Annotated in this window: 11 protein-coding genes and 2 tRNA genes; 3 read left to right on the top strand and 10 right to left on the bottom strand. The window is 71.2% G+C overall.

What is annotated here, in order from left to right; genetic code table 11:
- Positions 1-81: 81 nt before the first annotated feature.
- The gene (gene lepA / locus F603_RS0111885) at positions 82-1956 is read right to left on the bottom strand and encodes a translation elongation factor 4 (protein ID WP_019546236.1); all 1875 of its coding nucleotides are present in this window, start codon (positions 1954-1956) and stop codon (positions 82-84) included.
- A gap of 361 nt (positions 1957-2317) precedes the next feature.
- On the opposite strand from lepA, the gene rpsT reads away from it, so the two are divergent.
- On the top strand, positions 2318-2584 hold the full coding sequence (gene rpsT / locus F603_RS0111890; RefSeq protein ID WP_016910613.1) for a 30S ribosomal protein S20: 267 nt from the start codon (positions 2318-2320) through the stop codon (positions 2582-2584).
- A gap of 676 nt (positions 2585-3260) precedes the next feature.
- On the opposite strand, the gene holA is transcribed toward rpsT, so the two are convergent.
- The gene (gene holA / locus F603_RS0111900) at positions 3261-4259 is read right to left on the bottom strand and encodes a DNA polymerase III subunit delta (protein ID WP_019546238.1); all 999 of its coding nucleotides are present in this window, start codon (positions 4257-4259) and stop codon (positions 3261-3263) included.
- A 40-nt stretch (positions 4260-4299) separates the two neighbouring features.
- On the opposite strand from holA, the gene F603_RS0111905 reads away from it, so the two are divergent.
- Together F603_RS0111905 and F603_RS0111910 are read left to right on the top strand one after the other, a co-directional pair.
- A complete protein-coding gene (locus F603_RS0111905) occupies positions 4300-4545 on the top strand; it encodes a hypothetical protein (RefSeq protein ID WP_019546239.1) in 246 nt (81 codons plus the stop codon).
- Positions 4546-4639: 94 nt separating this feature from the next.
- On the top strand, positions 4640-5026 hold the full coding sequence (locus tag F603_RS0111910; protein ID WP_019546240.1) for a nucleotide pyrophosphohydrolase: 387 nt from the start codon (positions 4640-4642) through the stop codon (positions 5024-5026).
- A gap of 625 nt (positions 5027-5651) precedes the next feature.
- Here the strand turns inward: F603_RS0111910 and F603_RS0111915 are convergent.
- The 8 genes from F603_RS0111915 to F603_RS0111950 form a co-directional block, all read right to left on the bottom strand.
- The gene (locus F603_RS0111915; protein ID WP_026328345.1) at positions 5652-8210 is read right to left on the bottom strand and encodes a ComEC/Rec2 family competence protein; all 2559 of its coding nucleotides are present in this window, start codon (positions 8208-8210) and stop codon (positions 5652-5654) included.
- 278 nt (positions 8211-8488) lie between these two features.
- Positions 8489-9154 carry a ComEA family DNA-binding protein gene (locus F603_RS0111920; protein ID WP_019546242.1) on the bottom strand — a complete coding sequence of 222 codons (666 nt, stop codon included), beginning with the start codon at positions 9152-9154 and terminating at the stop codon, positions 8489-8491.
- A gap of 1637 nt (positions 9155-10791) precedes the next feature.
- Positions 10792-11637: a DegV family protein gene (locus F603_RS0111925; RefSeq protein ID WP_019546243.1), complete on the bottom strand. Its 846-nt coding sequence runs from the start codon at positions 11635-11637 to the stop codon at positions 10792-10794.
- Between the two features lie 96 nt (positions 11638-11733).
- On the bottom strand, positions 11734-12396 hold the full coding sequence (locus tag F603_RS0111930; protein WP_019546244.1) for a hypothetical protein: 663 nt from the start codon (positions 12394-12396) through the stop codon (positions 11734-11736).
- 96 nt (positions 12397-12492) lie between these two features.
- A complete protein-coding gene (gene leuS / locus F603_RS0111935; RefSeq protein WP_019546245.1) occupies positions 12493-15366 on the bottom strand; it encodes a leucine--tRNA ligase in 2874 nt (957 codons plus the stop codon).
- A gap of 258 nt (positions 15367-15624) precedes the next feature.
- A tRNA-Ala gene (locus tag F603_RS0111940) sits at positions 15625-15697 on the bottom strand.
- Positions 15698-15836: 139 nt separating this feature from the next.
- A complete protein-coding gene (locus tag F603_RS0111945) occupies positions 15837-16070 on the bottom strand; it encodes a hypothetical protein (protein WP_019546246.1) in 234 nt (77 codons plus the stop codon).
- A gap of 467 nt (positions 16071-16537) precedes the next feature.
- Positions 16538-16610: transfer RNA gene (locus tag F603_RS0111950), tRNA-Ala, on the bottom strand.
- Positions 16611-16726 lie beyond the last annotated feature (116 nt).

A 16726-nucleotide genomic window follows, 5' to 3' on the forward strand; every position in this document is an offset into this window, starting at 1 on the left:
CCACTACGGAGAGTTCACACGGCTCGGAGTCCAACCCCCTGCACCGCAGGGAAGATTGGCGGAAACGCACCGGTGGGCGCCCTACTTCTTCGCCTTCTCGCCCCCGCCGTCGTCGGTGGAGAGCGCGGCGATGAACGCCTCCTGCGGCACCTCGACCCGGCCGACCATCTTCATCCGCTTCTTGCCCTCCTTCTGCTTCTCCAGCAGCTTCCGCTTACGGGAGATGTCGCCGCCGTAGCACTTGGAGAGGACGTCCTTGCGGATCGCGCGGACCGTCTCGCGGGCGATGATCCGCGAACCGATGGCGGCCTGGATGGGCACCTCGAACTGCTGCCGCGGGATGAGCTCCCGCAGCTTCGTCGCCATGCGGGTGCCGTACGCGTACGCCTTGTCCTTGTGGACGATCGCGGAGAAGGCGTCGACCTTGTCCCCGTGCAGGAGGACGTCGACCTTGACGAGGTCGGCGATCTGCTCGCCCGTCGTCTCGTAGTCGAGGGAGGCGTAGCCGCGGGTCTTGGACTTCAGCGAGTCGAAAAAGTCGAAGACGATCTCGGCGAGCGGCAGCGTGTAGCGCAGCTCGACGCGGTCCTCCGAGAGGTAGTCCATCCCCTGGAGGCTGCCGCGGCGCGACTGGCAGAGCTCCATGATCGCGCCGACGTACTCGCTGGGGGCGATGAGCGTCGCGCGGACCACCGGCTCGCTCACCTCGTCGATCTTGCCTGTGGGGAACTCGCTCGGGTTGGTGACCTCGTACTCGGTGCCGTCCTCCATCCGCACCTGGTAGACGACGTTCGGGGCCGTGGCGATGAGGTCGAGGCCGAACTCCCGCTCCAGGCGCTCCCTGATCACCTCCAGGTGCAGCAGGCCGAGGAACCCGACGCGGAAGCCGAAGCCGAGTGCGGCCGAGGTCTCCGGCTCGTAGGTGAGCGCCGCGTCGTTGAGGAGCAGCTTGTCGAGGGCGTCGCGCAGTTCCGGGTAGTCCGAGCCGTCGAGCGGATAGAGGCCGGAGAAGACCATCGGCTTGGGGTCCTTGTAGCCGGGCAGGGCCTCCTCCGCGCCCTTGGAGAGCTGCGTGACCGTGTCGCCGACCTTGGACTGGCGGACGTCCTTCACGCCGGTGATGAGGTAGCCGACCTCGCCGACGCCGAGGCCGTCCGCGGCCTTCATCTCCGGTGAGTTGGTGCCGATCTCCAGCAGCTCGTGGGCGGCGCCCGTCGACATCATGCGGATGCGCTCGCGCCGGTTGAGCTTGCCGTCGACGACCTTGATGTAGGTGACGACGCCGCGGTACGCGTCGTAGACCGAGTCGAAGATCATCGCACGCGCCGGGGAGTCGGCCGTGCCGACGGGCGGCGGGGTCTGACGCACCACCTCGTCGAGGAGGGTCTCGACGCCCTCGCCCGTCTTCGCCGAGACCTTCAGGACCTCGTCGACGTCGCAGCCGATGAGGTGCGCGAGCTCGGCGGCGTACTTCTCGGGCTGGGCCGCGGGCAGATCGATCTTGTTGAGCACGGGGATGATGACGAGGTCGTGCTCCATCGCCAGGTAGAGGTTGGCGAGCGTCTGTGCCTCGATCCCCTGCGCCGCGTCGACGAGCAGGATGCATCCCTCGCACGCCGCGAGGGAGCGCGAGACCTCGTAGGTGAAGTCGACGTGCCCAGGGGTGTCGATCATGTTGAGGATGTGCGGCGCGGACTTGCCGTCGGCCTCGTCCGTCGGGGCCCAGGGCATGCGCACCGCCTGGGACTTGATCGTGATGCCGCGCTCACGCTCGATGTCCATGCGGTCGAGGTACTGCGCACGCATCTGTCGTTGCTCGACGACTCCGGTGAGCTGGAGCATCCGGTCGGCGAGCGTCGACTTGCCGTGGTCGATGTGGGCGATGATGCAGAAGTTACGGATCAGCGCCGGATCGGTACGGCTGGGCTCCGGCACGTTCGAAGGGGTCGCGGGCACGCAGTGTCCTGTCGGGTCTGGTCGGGTCCTCGGCGGGATGCCATCGGGCGGTCTTACGGGGCTCCATGTTCCCACGACCCCGGCTGCGGGACCGGCTTGGGAGGCCCCAACGGCTGCTGGTAACGTGGTGCACCGTGCCTGCTGGCGTCTCGGCCAGCCCCTCGGTCCCGGAGTTCTCCGGTGGAATCGGAGCGGCTGCAGCCCGGGGCGCCGTCGGAGTCCGGCCGCCGCAGGCGGCGGGCTCCCCCGCTGCACAGCACCCGTCGGCCCCGCCGCGGTGGCGCTGGCTGCGAGCTCGCACGGCCCCGGCTTTCGGGCACGGGGTAACAGACGAAGCAACCGAACCCGTAAAGGCTCATTCGTGGCGAACATCAAGTCCCAGATCAAGCGCATCGAGACCAACGAGAAGGCTCGTCAGCGCAACAAGGCCGTCAAGTCGGAACTGCGCACCGCGATCCGCCGCACTCGCGCAGCCGTCGACGCCGGCAACCTCGCCGAGGCGACCGAGGCCCAGCGCGTCGCCGCCCGCAAGCTCGACAAGGCCGTCAGCAAGGGCGTCCTGCACAAGAACAACGCGGCGAACAAGAAGGCCGCACTGGCGAAGCGCGTCGGCACCCTCCAGGGCTGACCCCGCCCCGGGTCCGCTCGACGGGCCCTCGGTGACGGAAGGCGGGCCCTCACCCGCCCCCGCACCCCGAACGAACGCCCCCTGCGGACCGCGCCGCCGCCCTGGACCGAACCACGGTCTGCGGCAGGCCGGTTGACGGGCCCTCTACCCCGTCCGCAGGTGGCGACCACAGTACGTATTGTTCGCCACGACACTGCGTAAGTGCCCCGGTGGTCCGACGGCCACCGGGGCACAGTGCTGTGCGGGGACGACCGGTGTCGGCGGTGGGTCGCCGCGCTCGGGGCGGCGACGGCGTGTTCCCTTGGGGCAGTTGGGCGTGGGAGGCGCTGCGGTCGGGGCCGAGGACGCCACGAGACCTGGGGGTACCCGGCGTCCGCAATGATGAGGGAAGCGTCCCCTTACGCGATCCTGCCGCCGCGGAGCTCCTCCGTGCCGGTCTGCCGAGGCGGCTCATCCGGCAGGTTCTGCCGGTGCACGGCGGCGCCCCGCAGCAATGCACGGTTCTTCCGATGCGGTCCCAAGCCCCGCCGGACAGCGCCGGGTGAAACCACCAGCGTCGCGCCCGCAGCCACGACGCGCTGGCGAAACCCCTGCGGGAGGCGGGGGTTGAGGGAGCTCGCGTCACGGTGGCTCCCTGAACGAGCGAGCAGCCGCCTTCTCGGGTCGGCCTCGTCGCTCACCGTGCGCGGGCCGCCTGCGCCACCGTGACGACTGCCTTCTCCAGCGCGTACCCCGGGTCGCGGCCGCCGCCCTTCACCGCGGCGTCCGCCTCGGCCACGGCGCGCAGCGCCACCGCGACACCGTCGGGGGTCCAGGTGCGGGACTGCTGACGGACCCGGTCGACCTTCCAAGGCGGCATCCCCAGCTCCCTGGCGAGGTCGCCGGGACGCGCCCCGCGCGCCGAGGCGATCTTGCCTATGGCGCGGACCCCTTGGGCGAGGGCACTGGTGATCATCACGGGGGCGACACCGGTGTTGACGGCCCAGCGCAGCGTCTCCAGCGCCTCGGCCGCCTTGCCCTCCACCGCACGGTCGGCGACGGTGAAGCTCGACGCCTCGGCGCGGCCCGTGTAGTACCGGCCTACGACGGCATCGTCGATCGTGCCCTCGACGTCGGCGGCCAACTGGGCACAGGCGGAGGCGAGTTCGCGCAGATCGCTGCCGACGGCGTCGACGAGGGCCTGGCTCGCCTCTGGGGTGGCCGAGCGGCCGAGGGTGCGGAACTCGCCGCGGACGAACTGGACGCGCTCGGCGGGCTTCGTCACCTTGGCGCAGGAGACCTCGCGCGCGCCCGCCTTGCGGGCCGCATCCAGGAGGCCTTTGCCCTTGGCGCCTCCCGCATGCGCGAGGACGAGGACCACCTCCTCGGCCGGGGACGGGAGATACGCCTTGACGTCCTTGATCGAATCGGCGGCGAGGTCCTGTGCCGCCCGCACAACGATCACTTTCCGCTCCGCGAAGAGCGACGGGCTGGTGAGCTCCGCGAGGGTTCCGGGCGATACGTCGGAAGCCTGGAGATCGCGCACGTCGGTCTCCGGGTCGCTCTCCTTCGCCGCCTTGACCACCTGCTGGACGGCCCGGTCGACGAGGAGTTCCTCCTGGCCCACGGCGAGCGTGACGGGGACGAGGAGATCGTCGGCGGGCTGCTTCTTGCGGCTCTCACGGGTGCTTGCCATCGCCTCCCAGCATCCCACGCGGCGCTGACAGAATGACCGGGTGAGCGACGTACGACATCTCCTGGTGCTTCCCGACCGCGAGGCGGCGGAGGAGGTCGCGGAGGAGCTCCGCCTCCGCTTCGACCTCGACGAGGAGCCGCAATTGGTCCGCGACGCCCTCGCAGGCGAGGACGACGCCGAGGACGCCCAGTGGCTCGTGGTCCTGGAGGACCCCGGGGGCGTCCACTCCCCCGAGGTCCTCGACGCGCTGGCGACGGAGCACGAAGGGTGGCTGGAACGCGACTGACGCCCGGCGGTCGCCCCGGCGTCGCTGCGTCGGGCGGCCTCCAGGGAGCGTCCCGGCTTGGCGGGGCGCGGCCGTCACCTGGTAGGTCTTTGCCATGAGCAACACTGAACTCCAGCGGCTCCTGGAGGAGTTCGCCAAGGAGCGCGACTGGGAGCAGTTCCACAACCCGAAGAACCTCGCGATGGCGCTCGCCGGCGAGGTGGGCGAACTCCTCGAACTCTTCCAGTGGCTCAGCGCCGAGGAGGCCGCGGAGATCATGGCCGAGCCGAGGCGGGCCCAGGCGGTACGGGAGGAGATCGCCGACGTCTTCTCCTACCTGCTGCGCCTCGCCGACGTCACGGGCGTCGACCTGGAGGAGGCGCTGCGGCAGAAGGTCGAGCTGAACCGCATCCGCTACCCGGCCGAGCTCGCCCGGGGGAATGCGTCGAAGTACACGACGCTTCGGGAGGAGCCGGGAGGGGCCGCGGCGGAGGGGGAATGAGTGGCTCGGTGGGCGGTGGATCGCTTGCGGCGGCGAGGAGTCGGGGGCCGTGGTCTCTTGGAGGGTGTGGCGATGTGCGGCCGGCCCCGGGCGCAGAAGGGGCCTCGCGGAGTCCTGCCGCGGGGCCGGGCGCACCGGTCGGTCTCTTGCTGCTGCGTTCCGTGCTTCCTTGTTCGCGAGGTCCAGGGCGGGCGTGCGGGGGCCGGTCTCAGGGTCGAGCACAGCCGGGCCGACTTCATGCTGCTGGGCGGGTGCTTCGTGTTCCCCGTTCTTCGGTGCGATCGACCGGGCCTCGGTCTGCCTGACACGCGGCCCGGACCGAAGGCGTGGTGCGCGGGGTAACTCGTGGGTGTCAATGAGGAGTTGCGGTCGGTGCCGGTCGTCATGACTCATTTCGAGTGATCCACGGTGCACGGCAGGTGACGAGAACGGCGCCACCGGCCGACGGCACCCGTGCGCCGGGCCAGCAGCGTCGGGCAGCTCGGTGTCGGGACTGCTCGTTGGGGCAGCACAGCGTTGATCAACTGGGCCCCGCTCTTCGGCCCCGCTCTTCGGAAGACGTCGCCCCGAGAGCTCAACGAGAGCCACCGCGGCGGCGTTTCGCGACGGTCGGGCGCCCGACTGTTCATCGCTCCCCCCTCTCGGCCACCACTGACGGCCGGCCCTCCGCCTCGGTGACCGCCAACGCGCCCTGGGTGTCGGTGCGGGCCACCACGGCGCCGAGCTCCTCGAGCGCCTGGAGGGTCTCGTGCGCCGGGTGTCCGTAGGTGTTGTCGGAACCGGCGCTGACCAGGGCGGTGCGAGGGCGGATGCGGTCGAGCAGGGCGGCCTCCTGGTAACGCGAGCCGTGGTGGGCGACCTTGAGGACGTCGACCCGCGGGAGGTCGGGGTGCTCGGTCAACAGCCGGCGCTGGGCGGCGGGTTCGAGGTCCCCCGGCAGCAGGAGGCTCAGTCCGCGCGTGCGGGCGAGGAGCGTGACGCTGGCGTCGTTCGGCCCCGAGGGAGCGGGCGCGCCTGCTTCAGGGGGAATCGGCCAGAGCACCTCCCACGACAGGTCCGCGACTCGGCGCCGTTCGCCCACGGTGCTCACCTCCAGCGGGACACCGGCGTCGGCAGCGGTACGCCGGACCGCGGCCGCCTGGCCCGGCGGATCGGCGAACGGAGAGGTATGGATTGTGTGCACCGAACGGCCGCGGAGGACTCCGGAGAGCCCGGAGACGTGGTCGGCGTGGAAATGCGTGAGGAAGAGCGCGGGGACCGCGGTGACCCCGAGCGCCCGGAGACACTCGTCCGCGGCTTCTGCATCCGGGCCGGCGTCGACGACGACTGCCTCGCCCGGGCGTCCGGTGGCGAGCGCAAGGGCATCGCCCTGTCCGACGTCGCATACGGCGAACGCCCAGCCGGCCGGCGGCCAGCCCGTGAGCGGCCCGACGAGAGGGGCAGGACGCGTCAGCGCCAGCACGAGCAGCCCCGCGCCGAGGGCGCACGCCCAGCGCCGCCGCAGCACCGGCGCTCTGCCGACGAGGAGGCACAGAAGAAGAGTTGCCGCGGCGAGGAGGAGCGCACCCGACCAGCTCCCCGGCCAGTCGACCTCCGCACCCGGAAGTGAGGCCCCGGCACGGGCGATCGTGGCGATCGCCTCGGTCGGCCAACTGGCAAGCCACGCGCATGTCTCGGCGACAGGCGGGAGCAGCGGAGCGAGCGCAAGAGTCGCGAACCCGAGCACGGTGGCGGGCGCCACCGCGAACTCGGCGAGCAGGTTGCACGGGACGGCCACGAGGCTGAGGTGCGCGGCGAGCACGGCGACCACCGGCGCGCATGCGAGCTGCGCCGCAGCGGAGGCGGCGAGCGCTTCGGCGAGGCGGTGCGGAACGCCGCGCCTGTGCAGGGCGGCGCTCCAGCCGGGCGCGACCGTCAGGAGGGAGGCAGTTGCGAGGACCGAGAGGAGGAAGCCGAAGTCCCGGGCCAGCCAGGGGTCGTAGAGCACTAGCAGGAGGACGGCGGCGGCGAGCGCCGGCAGCAGCGATCTGCGGCGCCCCGTGGCGATGGCGAGCACGGCGACGAGCCCGCACGCGGCGGCGCGCAGCACGCTCGGATCGGGTCGGCACACGACGACGAACCCGAGCGTCAGCAGCCCAGCGCAGCCGGCCGTCTGCCGCAGCGAAATACCGAACCGCGGGGCGAGACCGCCGCGTTCGGCGGTGCCCGCCGAGGACGGTCTGCCGATCAGCAGCACCAGCATCACCGTCAGGTTCGAGCCGCTGACAGCGAGAAGGTGTGTCATGTCCGTGGTGCGGAAGTCCTCTTCGAGCCCGGAATCGAGCCGGGACGTATCGCCCACGACGAGCCCCGGCAACAGCCCGCGGGCATCCCCGTCCAGGCCGGAACTCGCCTCGCGAAGCCCCGCGCGCAGGTGCCCGGCGGCCCGCTGCACCGCGCTGGGCCCGCGCACGACCTGCGGCACACCGGGGCGCACCCGAAGGACAGCGGCGAGGTCCCTGCCTCCCTTGCCGGCGGATTGGGCCGGTACCGCCTCCGCGTGGACGCGTACGCCGGTGGACGGAAGCATGCTCAGCCACGCCGTGTCCGCCCCGCGTTCCTGTTTTGCTCGCGCGTCATGGGTGTCCCCCGCGTCGACCCGCTCTCGTGGGACCACCAGGAGGACCGGGGAGCGCACGGCGGTGGCCGACGAGCCGCGCACCTCGACGCTCCGCACCTCCGCCGGGACGACGAGGAAACCCGGAGTCTCCTCTGCTCCGCGGACTTTGGGCTTGGTGGCTCTCGGGTCGGCCGTCACCGTCGCCTCGACGGTGACACGTGCGTGCCGCTCCGCCAGTTCCGGCAGCGGACCTCTGTGGAGATCGGCCGCGTGGAGCCAGGCGCCGGTGCCGGCTGCGGCGGCGGAGAGCGCCGCCATCGCCGTGCCGACGAGCAGCACGCGCCTGCGTCCGAACGCCGCCGTACCCAGCAGCAGGACCGCGCCGACCACCGCTGCACACGCCCCGGTCACCACCCAACTCCCCGGCGCCGCCAGGCCGATGGCGGCAGCGCCCCACGCACACAGCGCCGGCGGAACCAATCGGTAGTCGGGCGGCCCCTCCTCTCTCGGATCGGAGTCACCGAGCGGGTTCGCTGCCGCAGCGTGCGCCTGCGCGCGCTCGCGCGGCGGCCGAACTGCGGCCATCGTCCCTCCGTTTCGAGACTCGGCAGGCGGAAGCGGACAAGGTTGACCACCGACTCGGCGCCCCGGAACGCTGGTGGACCGCGTACGGACGGCACGGTGCACCGACACGGGGCCGTCACCACCGGAGCGGGCGCGCTCGACTCAGCGACGCCCTTCGCCGATGCAGCCCCTCGCTCGGGTGCGAAGCTCCACAGGGAGCGGCAACGCCGGGCTGAACGATGGGCTCGGTCTCCGGCACAGGCGAAGCTCCTGCCGAGCGGCAGACCTCGCCGGGGTGGTCACGGCACGACCTTGGGCTGGATGTCGGCGAATCGGCGCTCACCGATGCCGCTGACCTCCTGGAGCTGTTCGACGGACGCGAATCCGCCTTGCTGTTCGCGGTAGTCGAGGATGCGCTGCGCGAGCGCAGGTCCGACGCCGGGAAGGGTCTCCAACTGCTCCGCGGTTGCCGAGCCGAGGCTGATCGGTGCACCTGGTGCGCCGTCCGGGGCGGCTCCAGGTCCAGACGCCGCCCCGGACGGCTCGGCCCCTGGCTGGGCCTGCGGCGGCCCTCCGGCGACGATCTGCTCACCGTCGACGAGTGGGCGGGCTCTGTTGAGCCCTTCCGTCTCGGCACCCGGAGTGAGACCTCCGGCAGCTTTGAGGGCGTCCTCGACCCGCGATCCCGTGGGCAGCGTCCGCAGCCCCGGCTTCCTGACGTCGCCCGCGACATCGACGGTCACTTCACCACCGGCAGCGGACGGTCCACCCTTGGGCCCGCCGCCGACGGTTCCTGTTGCCGGTGCGGAGCCGGGTGACGCGCTCGAAGCGCCGTCCCCCGATTCCTCGGGCATCCGGCTGGGCGCAGCGACCGGTTGCGGCCGTCCCGACCAGAAGTGATGGACGGCGAAGCCCACCGCGACGAGCAACACCACCGCCACCGCGACGACCGTCTTCACCTCCATGCCGCACCGCACCCGCAGCCACAGGGAGAGCCGCCGAAGACCGGCGGGCGCCGGCAGCGTCGCCGTCTGCGCCGCCTCGGACTCAGCCGGGAGGCGCGATACGCCCCCGGACGGGTGGGAGTCGCCCGGCTCTTTCCTGCCGGGGCCGCTTTCACCCGCGCCGCCACCCGCGCGTGAACTGCCCCTGTTTGCTGCTGGGTTGCTGCGCACCTCCGCGGCCCCAGGAGTTTCCCGGAACACGCCACGGCGAGCGCCCGGGCCAACCTGAGCCCCTTTCGCGCCTCCCCGAGGAGTGGCCTCTTCCGCCTGCCGCGCACCCCTGGCCGCAGCGTTACGCGCCTTGCTGCGACGAACGGCGGCGCGTGCGGCGGCGACCGCCTCACGGCGCCGCTGCTCGGGCGGGAGCCACGGCTCCTCGTCGTCCTCCTCAGGGTGCGACTGCGGGCCCTCCTGCCCTGCTGGACTCTCGTCCCCAAGTGGCCGGTGCTCGGCCCGTCCGTGCCCGTCGGCGTCGAGTCCGGCAGGGATACGGCGACTTGGCGACGTTACGCCGGCGACAGCGTGCCAAGAACCGACAGTCTTCCCTGGGCCCCTTCCGGCTCCCTTCGACATCCCCGGCTCGCCGGAGAGCTCGGCCCTCGCACCGTCAGAAACTGCCACCTCCGGGCCTTCGATGCCCCCAGCCCGGGTCGCATGGACCGCGAGACGCCCGACCTCTGCCGATGCGAGCCCTGCAGGAGGAACGGGTGTCAACTCCCCGACGGCAGAAGAGACTCGACGCCGCAAGCACCGGACGCCACGCAACCCGGCCAGCCCGTCGAGCAGCGAGTCCGTCGCCTGCGGAGGCAGATCGCGAGCGCGCACAGCTCCGTCGGATACCGCCCTCTTCGTACGGCCCTCTCCACGGACCGACGACGAGACGGCCTCACCACCGGACGCCGAGGAACTCCCGACCCCACCCCGCGGAACGGCACCCGCAGGCCCAGCGCCCGCCTCAACAACCCCCGACACCACGGCATCCGCAGAAGCACCGGAAGCACCGAACGGCTCGACCACACCCGACGCCCCGCGGCCTCCTGACCCTCCTGACGCATCCCCAAAGCTCCCCCGCAGCCCGTCACGCCCACCGCCGCGCAAACCCTCACGGGCACCCGCCGCCTCATCGCCCTCAGCCGCCCCCAACACGCTGGACGAACCGGCTGGTTCAGGTGACCCCCCACCCGACGCCCCGGCGCCCGACGACTCACCAACAGACGCCGCGCCCAACTCGGCGGCGTCCGGCGACTCACCAGCCGCCCACGCAGGTTCACCCCCAGCAGCGAACAGCGCCCCCACACGCCGCCCCATATCCGGCGGCGGTCCAGGCGTGCGCTTCCGCCCCCGTTCAGCGCGCAGGGCGGCGGCTCCGCTCTCAACGGAACGGTCGGGATCTGCGGAACGGTCGGAAGAAGGCTCCGGCACCCGGGCTCGTTGCAGAGCATGCGGGCGGCGGGGTCGATGACGGCGGTTATGTGTCCTGGAGTTCATGCCGACAGACGCTAAAGACGCCGCGGCAGAAAAGTGGATCTTGCTCTGTTTCTGTGGAAAACCCGCGAGTTGGGGAGAACTCACTCATCCCCAAGAGTGAAAATCAGCGCTCACTTCGGCGCGACGACCACGCCGACGAGCCCGGGCCCCGTGTGCGCCCCGATCACCGCGCCCACTTCGCTGACGTGCAACTCCCCCACACCCGGCACCCGTTCGGCGAGGCTCTCCGCGAGCCGCTCGGCACGCTCGGGCGCGGCGAGGTGGTGCACTGCGAGGTCGACGCTCCCCTCCCCGGCCGCCTCCAGAGCGATCTCCTCAAGCCGCAGGAGTCCTTTCCCCGCCGTCCTGACCTTCTCCAGGAGCCCGATCCCGCCCTCGCTCAGCCGCAGCAGCGGCTTGACCGCAAGGGCCGAGCCGAGCAGCGCCTGCGCAGCACCGATCCGGCCTCCCCTGCGCAGGTAGTCGAGGGTGTCGACGTAGAAGTACGCCTGCGTCCGCTCCGCCTGCTTCCGCGCCGCGGCCACGGCCTCCTCCGCGCTCGCCCCCGACTCGGCGGCGTCGGCAGCCGCGAGCGCGCAGAAACCGAGCGCCATCGCCACGCCTCCCGTGTCGACGACGTGGACCGGCAGGGGCGCCTCCCTGCCGGCGACGACCGCCGCGTCGTAGGTGCCGGAGAACTCGGCCGAGAGGTGGAGCGAGACGACGCCCTCCGCACCGGACTCGGCCGCCTCCCGGTAGACGGCGGCGAACTGCTCGGGCCCCGGCCGCGAGGTCGTGACGGGACGGTGCTCCTTGAGCGCGGCGGCGAGCGCGGGCGCCGAGATCTCCGTGCCCTCCTCCAGCACCTCGCCGTCGACGACGACCATCAGCGGGACGGCGCGGATACGGTGCCGGTGCAGCGCCTCAGTCGGTAGATAGGCCGTGGAGTCCGTGACGATCGCGACATGGCGGGACATGCGCCCGAGGCTATCTGCCCGGACCGCCGAGCGGCGCCCCGGCCCGGACGTCCGACCGCCGACGAGCAGCAGGAAAAGCAGCGCAGGGACCGCGTCCTATTTCCGCTGCCACCGTCGCCGACCGTCCCCGGGAAGCCCGCGGTGCTCGCCGCCTTCCGGCAGCTCGCTCTTCTCCGGGCCGCTCTGCCCGGTGCCCTGCTCCCAGTGACGGAGCGCGCCGGACTCCATCTCGATCTGCGAGTGGAGGGAGTCGAGCCCCTCGGCGTCGAACCGCTGGGCGCGGTCCGCCGCCGCACTGCGGAGCGACTCGGCGGACTGGACGACCCGCTCGACCCTCGCCTGCACATCCGGCAGCCGCTCGGCGACGCGGGCCCTGCCCGCGCCGTCGGCCAACATCTGCAGCTCGCCGTCGAGTTCACGCGCGTGTGTGTGGAGCCGGTCGAGGAGGCCGAGCGACTCCCTCAGCTCCGGATCACGCGCCACGCTCGCCTCGAGGTACCTGCGAGTCCCGTCGATCGAGGAGCGAAGCTCCAGGCGGGCCCGCGCCACCTGTCCGACGGCACCCGGCTGCGCCGCCTTGGCCTTCAGCCCGGCTTCCTCGACCCCGCGCCGCACCTGCACGCCCGTACGCTCCACGCCCCTGCTCACCGCCCGCGCGACCCGGAACGCCACCACACCGCCGACGACGACGCACAGAACGAAGAGCAGCACCAGGACCGTCACAACCAACTCCACCTGCTTCTCCGTCCGTACGCGCACAGCGACACCCTCCAGCGTAAGCGGAGAGCCCGGCGTTCAGGACGGGTCCGAACCCGGAACTGCCCCTGAGACGGCCGCGGAGGGAAAGCCTCCAGCTCAGGCAGGCACGACGTTGACGAGCTTCGGCGCCTTGACGATCACCTTGCGCACGTCCGCGCCGTCCAGCGCGGAGACGATCGCGGGCTCGGCGAGCGCCTGCTCCCGCAGCTCCTCCTCGCCGATCGAGGGCGGCACCTCCAGCCGCGCACGCACCTTGCCCTTGACCTGCACGACGCAGGTGACGGCCTCGTCCACGAGGTACGCAGGGTCGGCCGCGGGGAAGTCGTGATGGACGACCGACTCCTCGTGCCCGAGCCTCCGCCACAGCTCCTCAGCGACGTGCGGCGCCAGCGGCGCGACGAGCAGCACCATCGTCTCGGCGACCGACCGCGGCACGCCACGCACCTTCGTGACGTGGTTGTTGAGCTCGGTCAGCTTGGCGATCGCCGTGTTGAAGCGCATCGCCTCCATGTCCTGGGCGAAGCCGTCGACCGCCTTGTGGAGCGCGCGCAGCGTCTCCTCGTCGGGCTGGGACTCGACGACGGAGACTTCCCCCGTCTCCTCGTCGACGACGTTCCGCCACAGCCGCTGAAGCAGCCGGTACTGCCCGACGACGGCACGGGTGTCCCACGGGCGCGAGACGTCGAGCGGCCCCATCGCCATCTCGTACAGCCGCAGCGTGTCCGCGCCGTACTCGGCGACGATCTCGTCGGGCGTGACGGCGTTCTTCAGCGACTTGCCCATCTTGCCGAGGAGCCGCGTCACCTTCTCGCCCTGGTAGTAGTAACCGTCCGCGCGCTCCTCGACCTCGGCCGCCGGCACGGCGATGCCGCGTGCGTCGCGGTAGACGTACGCCTGGATCATGCCCTGGTTGTAGAGCTTGTGGAACGGCTCGGCCGAGGAGATGTGGCCCAGGTCGTAGAGCACCTTCGACCAGAAGCGGGCGTAGAGCAGGTGCAGCACCGCGTGCTCGGCGCCGCCGACGTAGAGGTCGACGCCGCCGGTCGACTGGCCCTTGCGCGGGCCCATCCAGTACCGCTCGACCTCCGGGTCGACGGGGGCCTGGGTGTTGTGCGGGTCGAGGTAGCGCAGTTCGTACCAGCAGGAGCCGGCCCAGTTGGGCATGGTGTTGGTCTCACGGCGGAACCTGCGCGGGCCCTTGCCGTCCCCCAGGTCGAGGGTGACGTTGACCCATTCCTCGTTGCGGGAGAGCGGGGTCTCGGGCTGCGCCCCGAAGTCGTCCGGGTCGAAGGTGCGCGGGGAGTAGTCGTCCACCTCGGGCAGTTCGAGCGGCAGCATCGACTCGGGCAGCGGGTGCGCGACGCCCTGCTCGTCGTAGACGATCGGGAAGGGCTCGCCCCAGTACCGCTGGCGGCTGAAGAGCCAGTCGCGCAGGCGGTAGTTGACGGTCCCCGCGCCGACCCCGCGCTCCTGGAGCCACTCGGTGATCCGGTGCTTCGCCTCGGCGACCTGGAGCCCGTCGAGCGAGACCTCCTCCGAGGAGGAGTTGACGATTCTCGCGTCGTAGGAGACGAAGGCGTCGTCCCACTCCTCGGGGGAGAGCCCGCGGCCGTCGGACGGCTCGACGACGCAGCGCATCGGGAGCTCGAAGACGCGCGCGAACTCGAAGTCGCGGTGGTCGTGCGCCGGGACGGCCATGACGGCGCCCGTGCCGTACCCCATCAGCACGTAGTCGGCGACGAAGACCGGGATCGGCTGCCCCGTCACGGGGTTGTGCGCAAAGGCGCCGGTGAAGACGCCGGTCTTCTCCTTCGCCTCCGTCTGCCGCTCCAGCTCGGACTTGGCCTCGGTCTGCGCGCGGTACGCCGCGATCGCCTCGCGGGGGGTCGCGTGGCCGCCCGTCCAGACCTGGTGCGTCCCCTCGGGCCAGCCCTCCGACGCAATGCGGTCGACGAGCGGGTGCTCGGGCGCCAGCACCATGTAGGTGGCGCCGAAGAGGGTGTCCTGCCGCGTCGAGAAGACCTCGATCCGCTCCTCGCCGACGGCGAACTCGATCCGGGCGCCCTCGCTGCGGCCGATCCAGTTGCGCTGCTGGAGCTTGATCGCCTCGGGCCAGTCGAGGGTGTCCAGGTCGTCGATGAGGCGGTCCGCGTAGGCGGTGATGCGCATGTTCCACTGCCGCAGATTCGCCTTGAAGACCGGGAAGTTGCCGCGCTCGGAGCGGCCGTCGGCGGTCACTTCCTCGTTGGCGAGGACGGTGCCGAGGCCCGGGCTCCAATTGACGGGGGCGTCGGAGGCGTAGGCGAGGCGGTACTCGCTGAGCACCTCGGCACGCTGCGGCTCGGTGAGCTCCGCCCAGGGGCCGAAGTCACCGGGGGTGTCACGGCTGCCCGCCTCGAACTGCGCGACCAGCTCCGAGATCGGGCGTGCGCGCTGCGCCCCGGTGTCGTACCAGGAGTTGAAGATCTGGAGGAAGATCCACTGCGTCCACTTGTAGTACTCGGGGTCGATCGTGGCGAAGGACCTGCGGGCGTCGTGGCCCAGACCGAGTTGGCGCAGCTGGCTCTGCATCTGCGCCATGTTCGCCTCGGTGGAGTGCCTCGGGTGTGTGCCCGTCTGCACCGCGTACTGCTCGGCGGGCAGGCCGAACGCGTCGAAGCCGAGCGTGTGCAGGACGTTGTGCCCCGTCATCCGCTGGTAGCGGGCGTAGACGTCGGTGGCGATGTATCCCAGCGGGTGGCCGACGTGCAGGCCGGCACCCGAGGGGTACGGGAACATGTCCATGATGAACTTCTTGGGCTTCGCCGTCTCCCGGGGATCGCCGCCGAGGTCGCCGTCGCCGGGATTGGGGGCCTCGTAGGTGCCGTGCTTCTCCCAGAAGTCCTGCCAGCGTGCCTCGATGTCGGCGGCGAGTGCCGCCGTGTAGCGATGGGGGGCCGCTGCGGGTGCGGCGTTCGTCTGCTCGCTCATCGTCCTCAAAGCTCCATCGGTCGTCATCTGCCTAGGTCGAGAAAAGAAAAATCCCCTCGCACAGGAGGGGAAGCCGCGCCGACTCCGGGCTTCGGGGGCCCGGGCATGGTCAGCGCGGCTGGCTAAGCAGAAGGCGTTCAGCACGCATGGCGTCAGGGTACCGCACGACCTGAGGGCCCGTACCGGGCGTCCACATCGCGAGGAAGAGAGCGCGAAAAAGGGCGGCCCGTGTTCGCGGGCCGCCCCTGTGCGGAACCGTGGAGCTAAGGAGAATCGAACTCCTGACCTCTTGCATGCCATGCAAGCGCTCTACCAACTGAGCTATAGCCCCGCATCTGGTCCGCCGGGGTCTCCCCTCGGCGGCGCCGCCAACATTACACGGCGGCCGGCCCGCAGTGCCAATCGGTTCCCCCACCACCCAACCGTCCCACTCAACGCCGGTGACACAAAGGACGGTTGGGCGAAAACCCCTACGCAACGACGAACGAGTAGAACCGCTTCAGCGTGCAGTGCGCCTCCAGGAGGCGGCCGTAGATCGGCTCGCCGTCCAGCTCGCGGTACGTCTCGATCGGATCGCCCTTTATGATCAGCGCCCTCGCGCACTCCTCGCACCAGTACTGGAACGCCGGGTTCACCGGCTCCATGTCCCGGACGATCGGGGTGCCGCCGCCGCACCAGTCGCATTTCCTGCTGTGTGCACCCATGGTTCAGTCAGCTCCATCGGCGGCCGCAAGCCGTGCACACGTAGGGGACTCCTCCACTGCCTCCGCCCGGACCGACGGCGCACGACGGCCCTTCTCACGTCCACCGGAGAGCGATCGGCTCGGGACGGGGCCGCTCGCACGCGAACCGGACGCCGCGAACACTCCTCGCCGACGTCGCACGCGCCCTCCCTCCGGCTTCCCCTCCAGCCGTCCCGATTCTGCCATGTTCCGTCCGCGCCGAGCAGTGCAGCAGAGCGATCCGGACGCGAGTGCGACCGCGCGATCCGCCGTCCTCGGAAGGCTGTTCGGCTGCACGGCCGCTCCCCACCCGTACCCGTCCGGGCACCGTTCGACTCCGCCCGCCGGGGGCAAACCCAACTGCCCCGCAACGGCGAGAAGTTGGCAGGTGCGCCAACCCCTCCGACACAAAGATCCCGCCCTCTGGCGAGGACGGGATCTCTGGACTGTGGAGCTAAGGAGAATCGAACTCCTGACCTCTTGCATGCCATGCAAGCGCTCTACCAACTGAGCTATAGCCCCGCGTCCCTGCGACGGGCGCCGGGAACGGGTAGAAGCTTAACCGGTGACCAGCCCGAATGAGAAATCCACTGCACCCCGTGCCGACGCAGCGAGCAACGAGCGGCCTTTGGACGGTC

It is taken from the genome of Streptomyces sulphureus DSM 40104 (genome assembly GCF_000381025.1).
GTDB classification, from domain to species: Bacteria; Actinomycetota; Actinomycetes; order Streptomycetales; family Streptomycetaceae; genus Streptomyces; species Streptomyces sulphureus.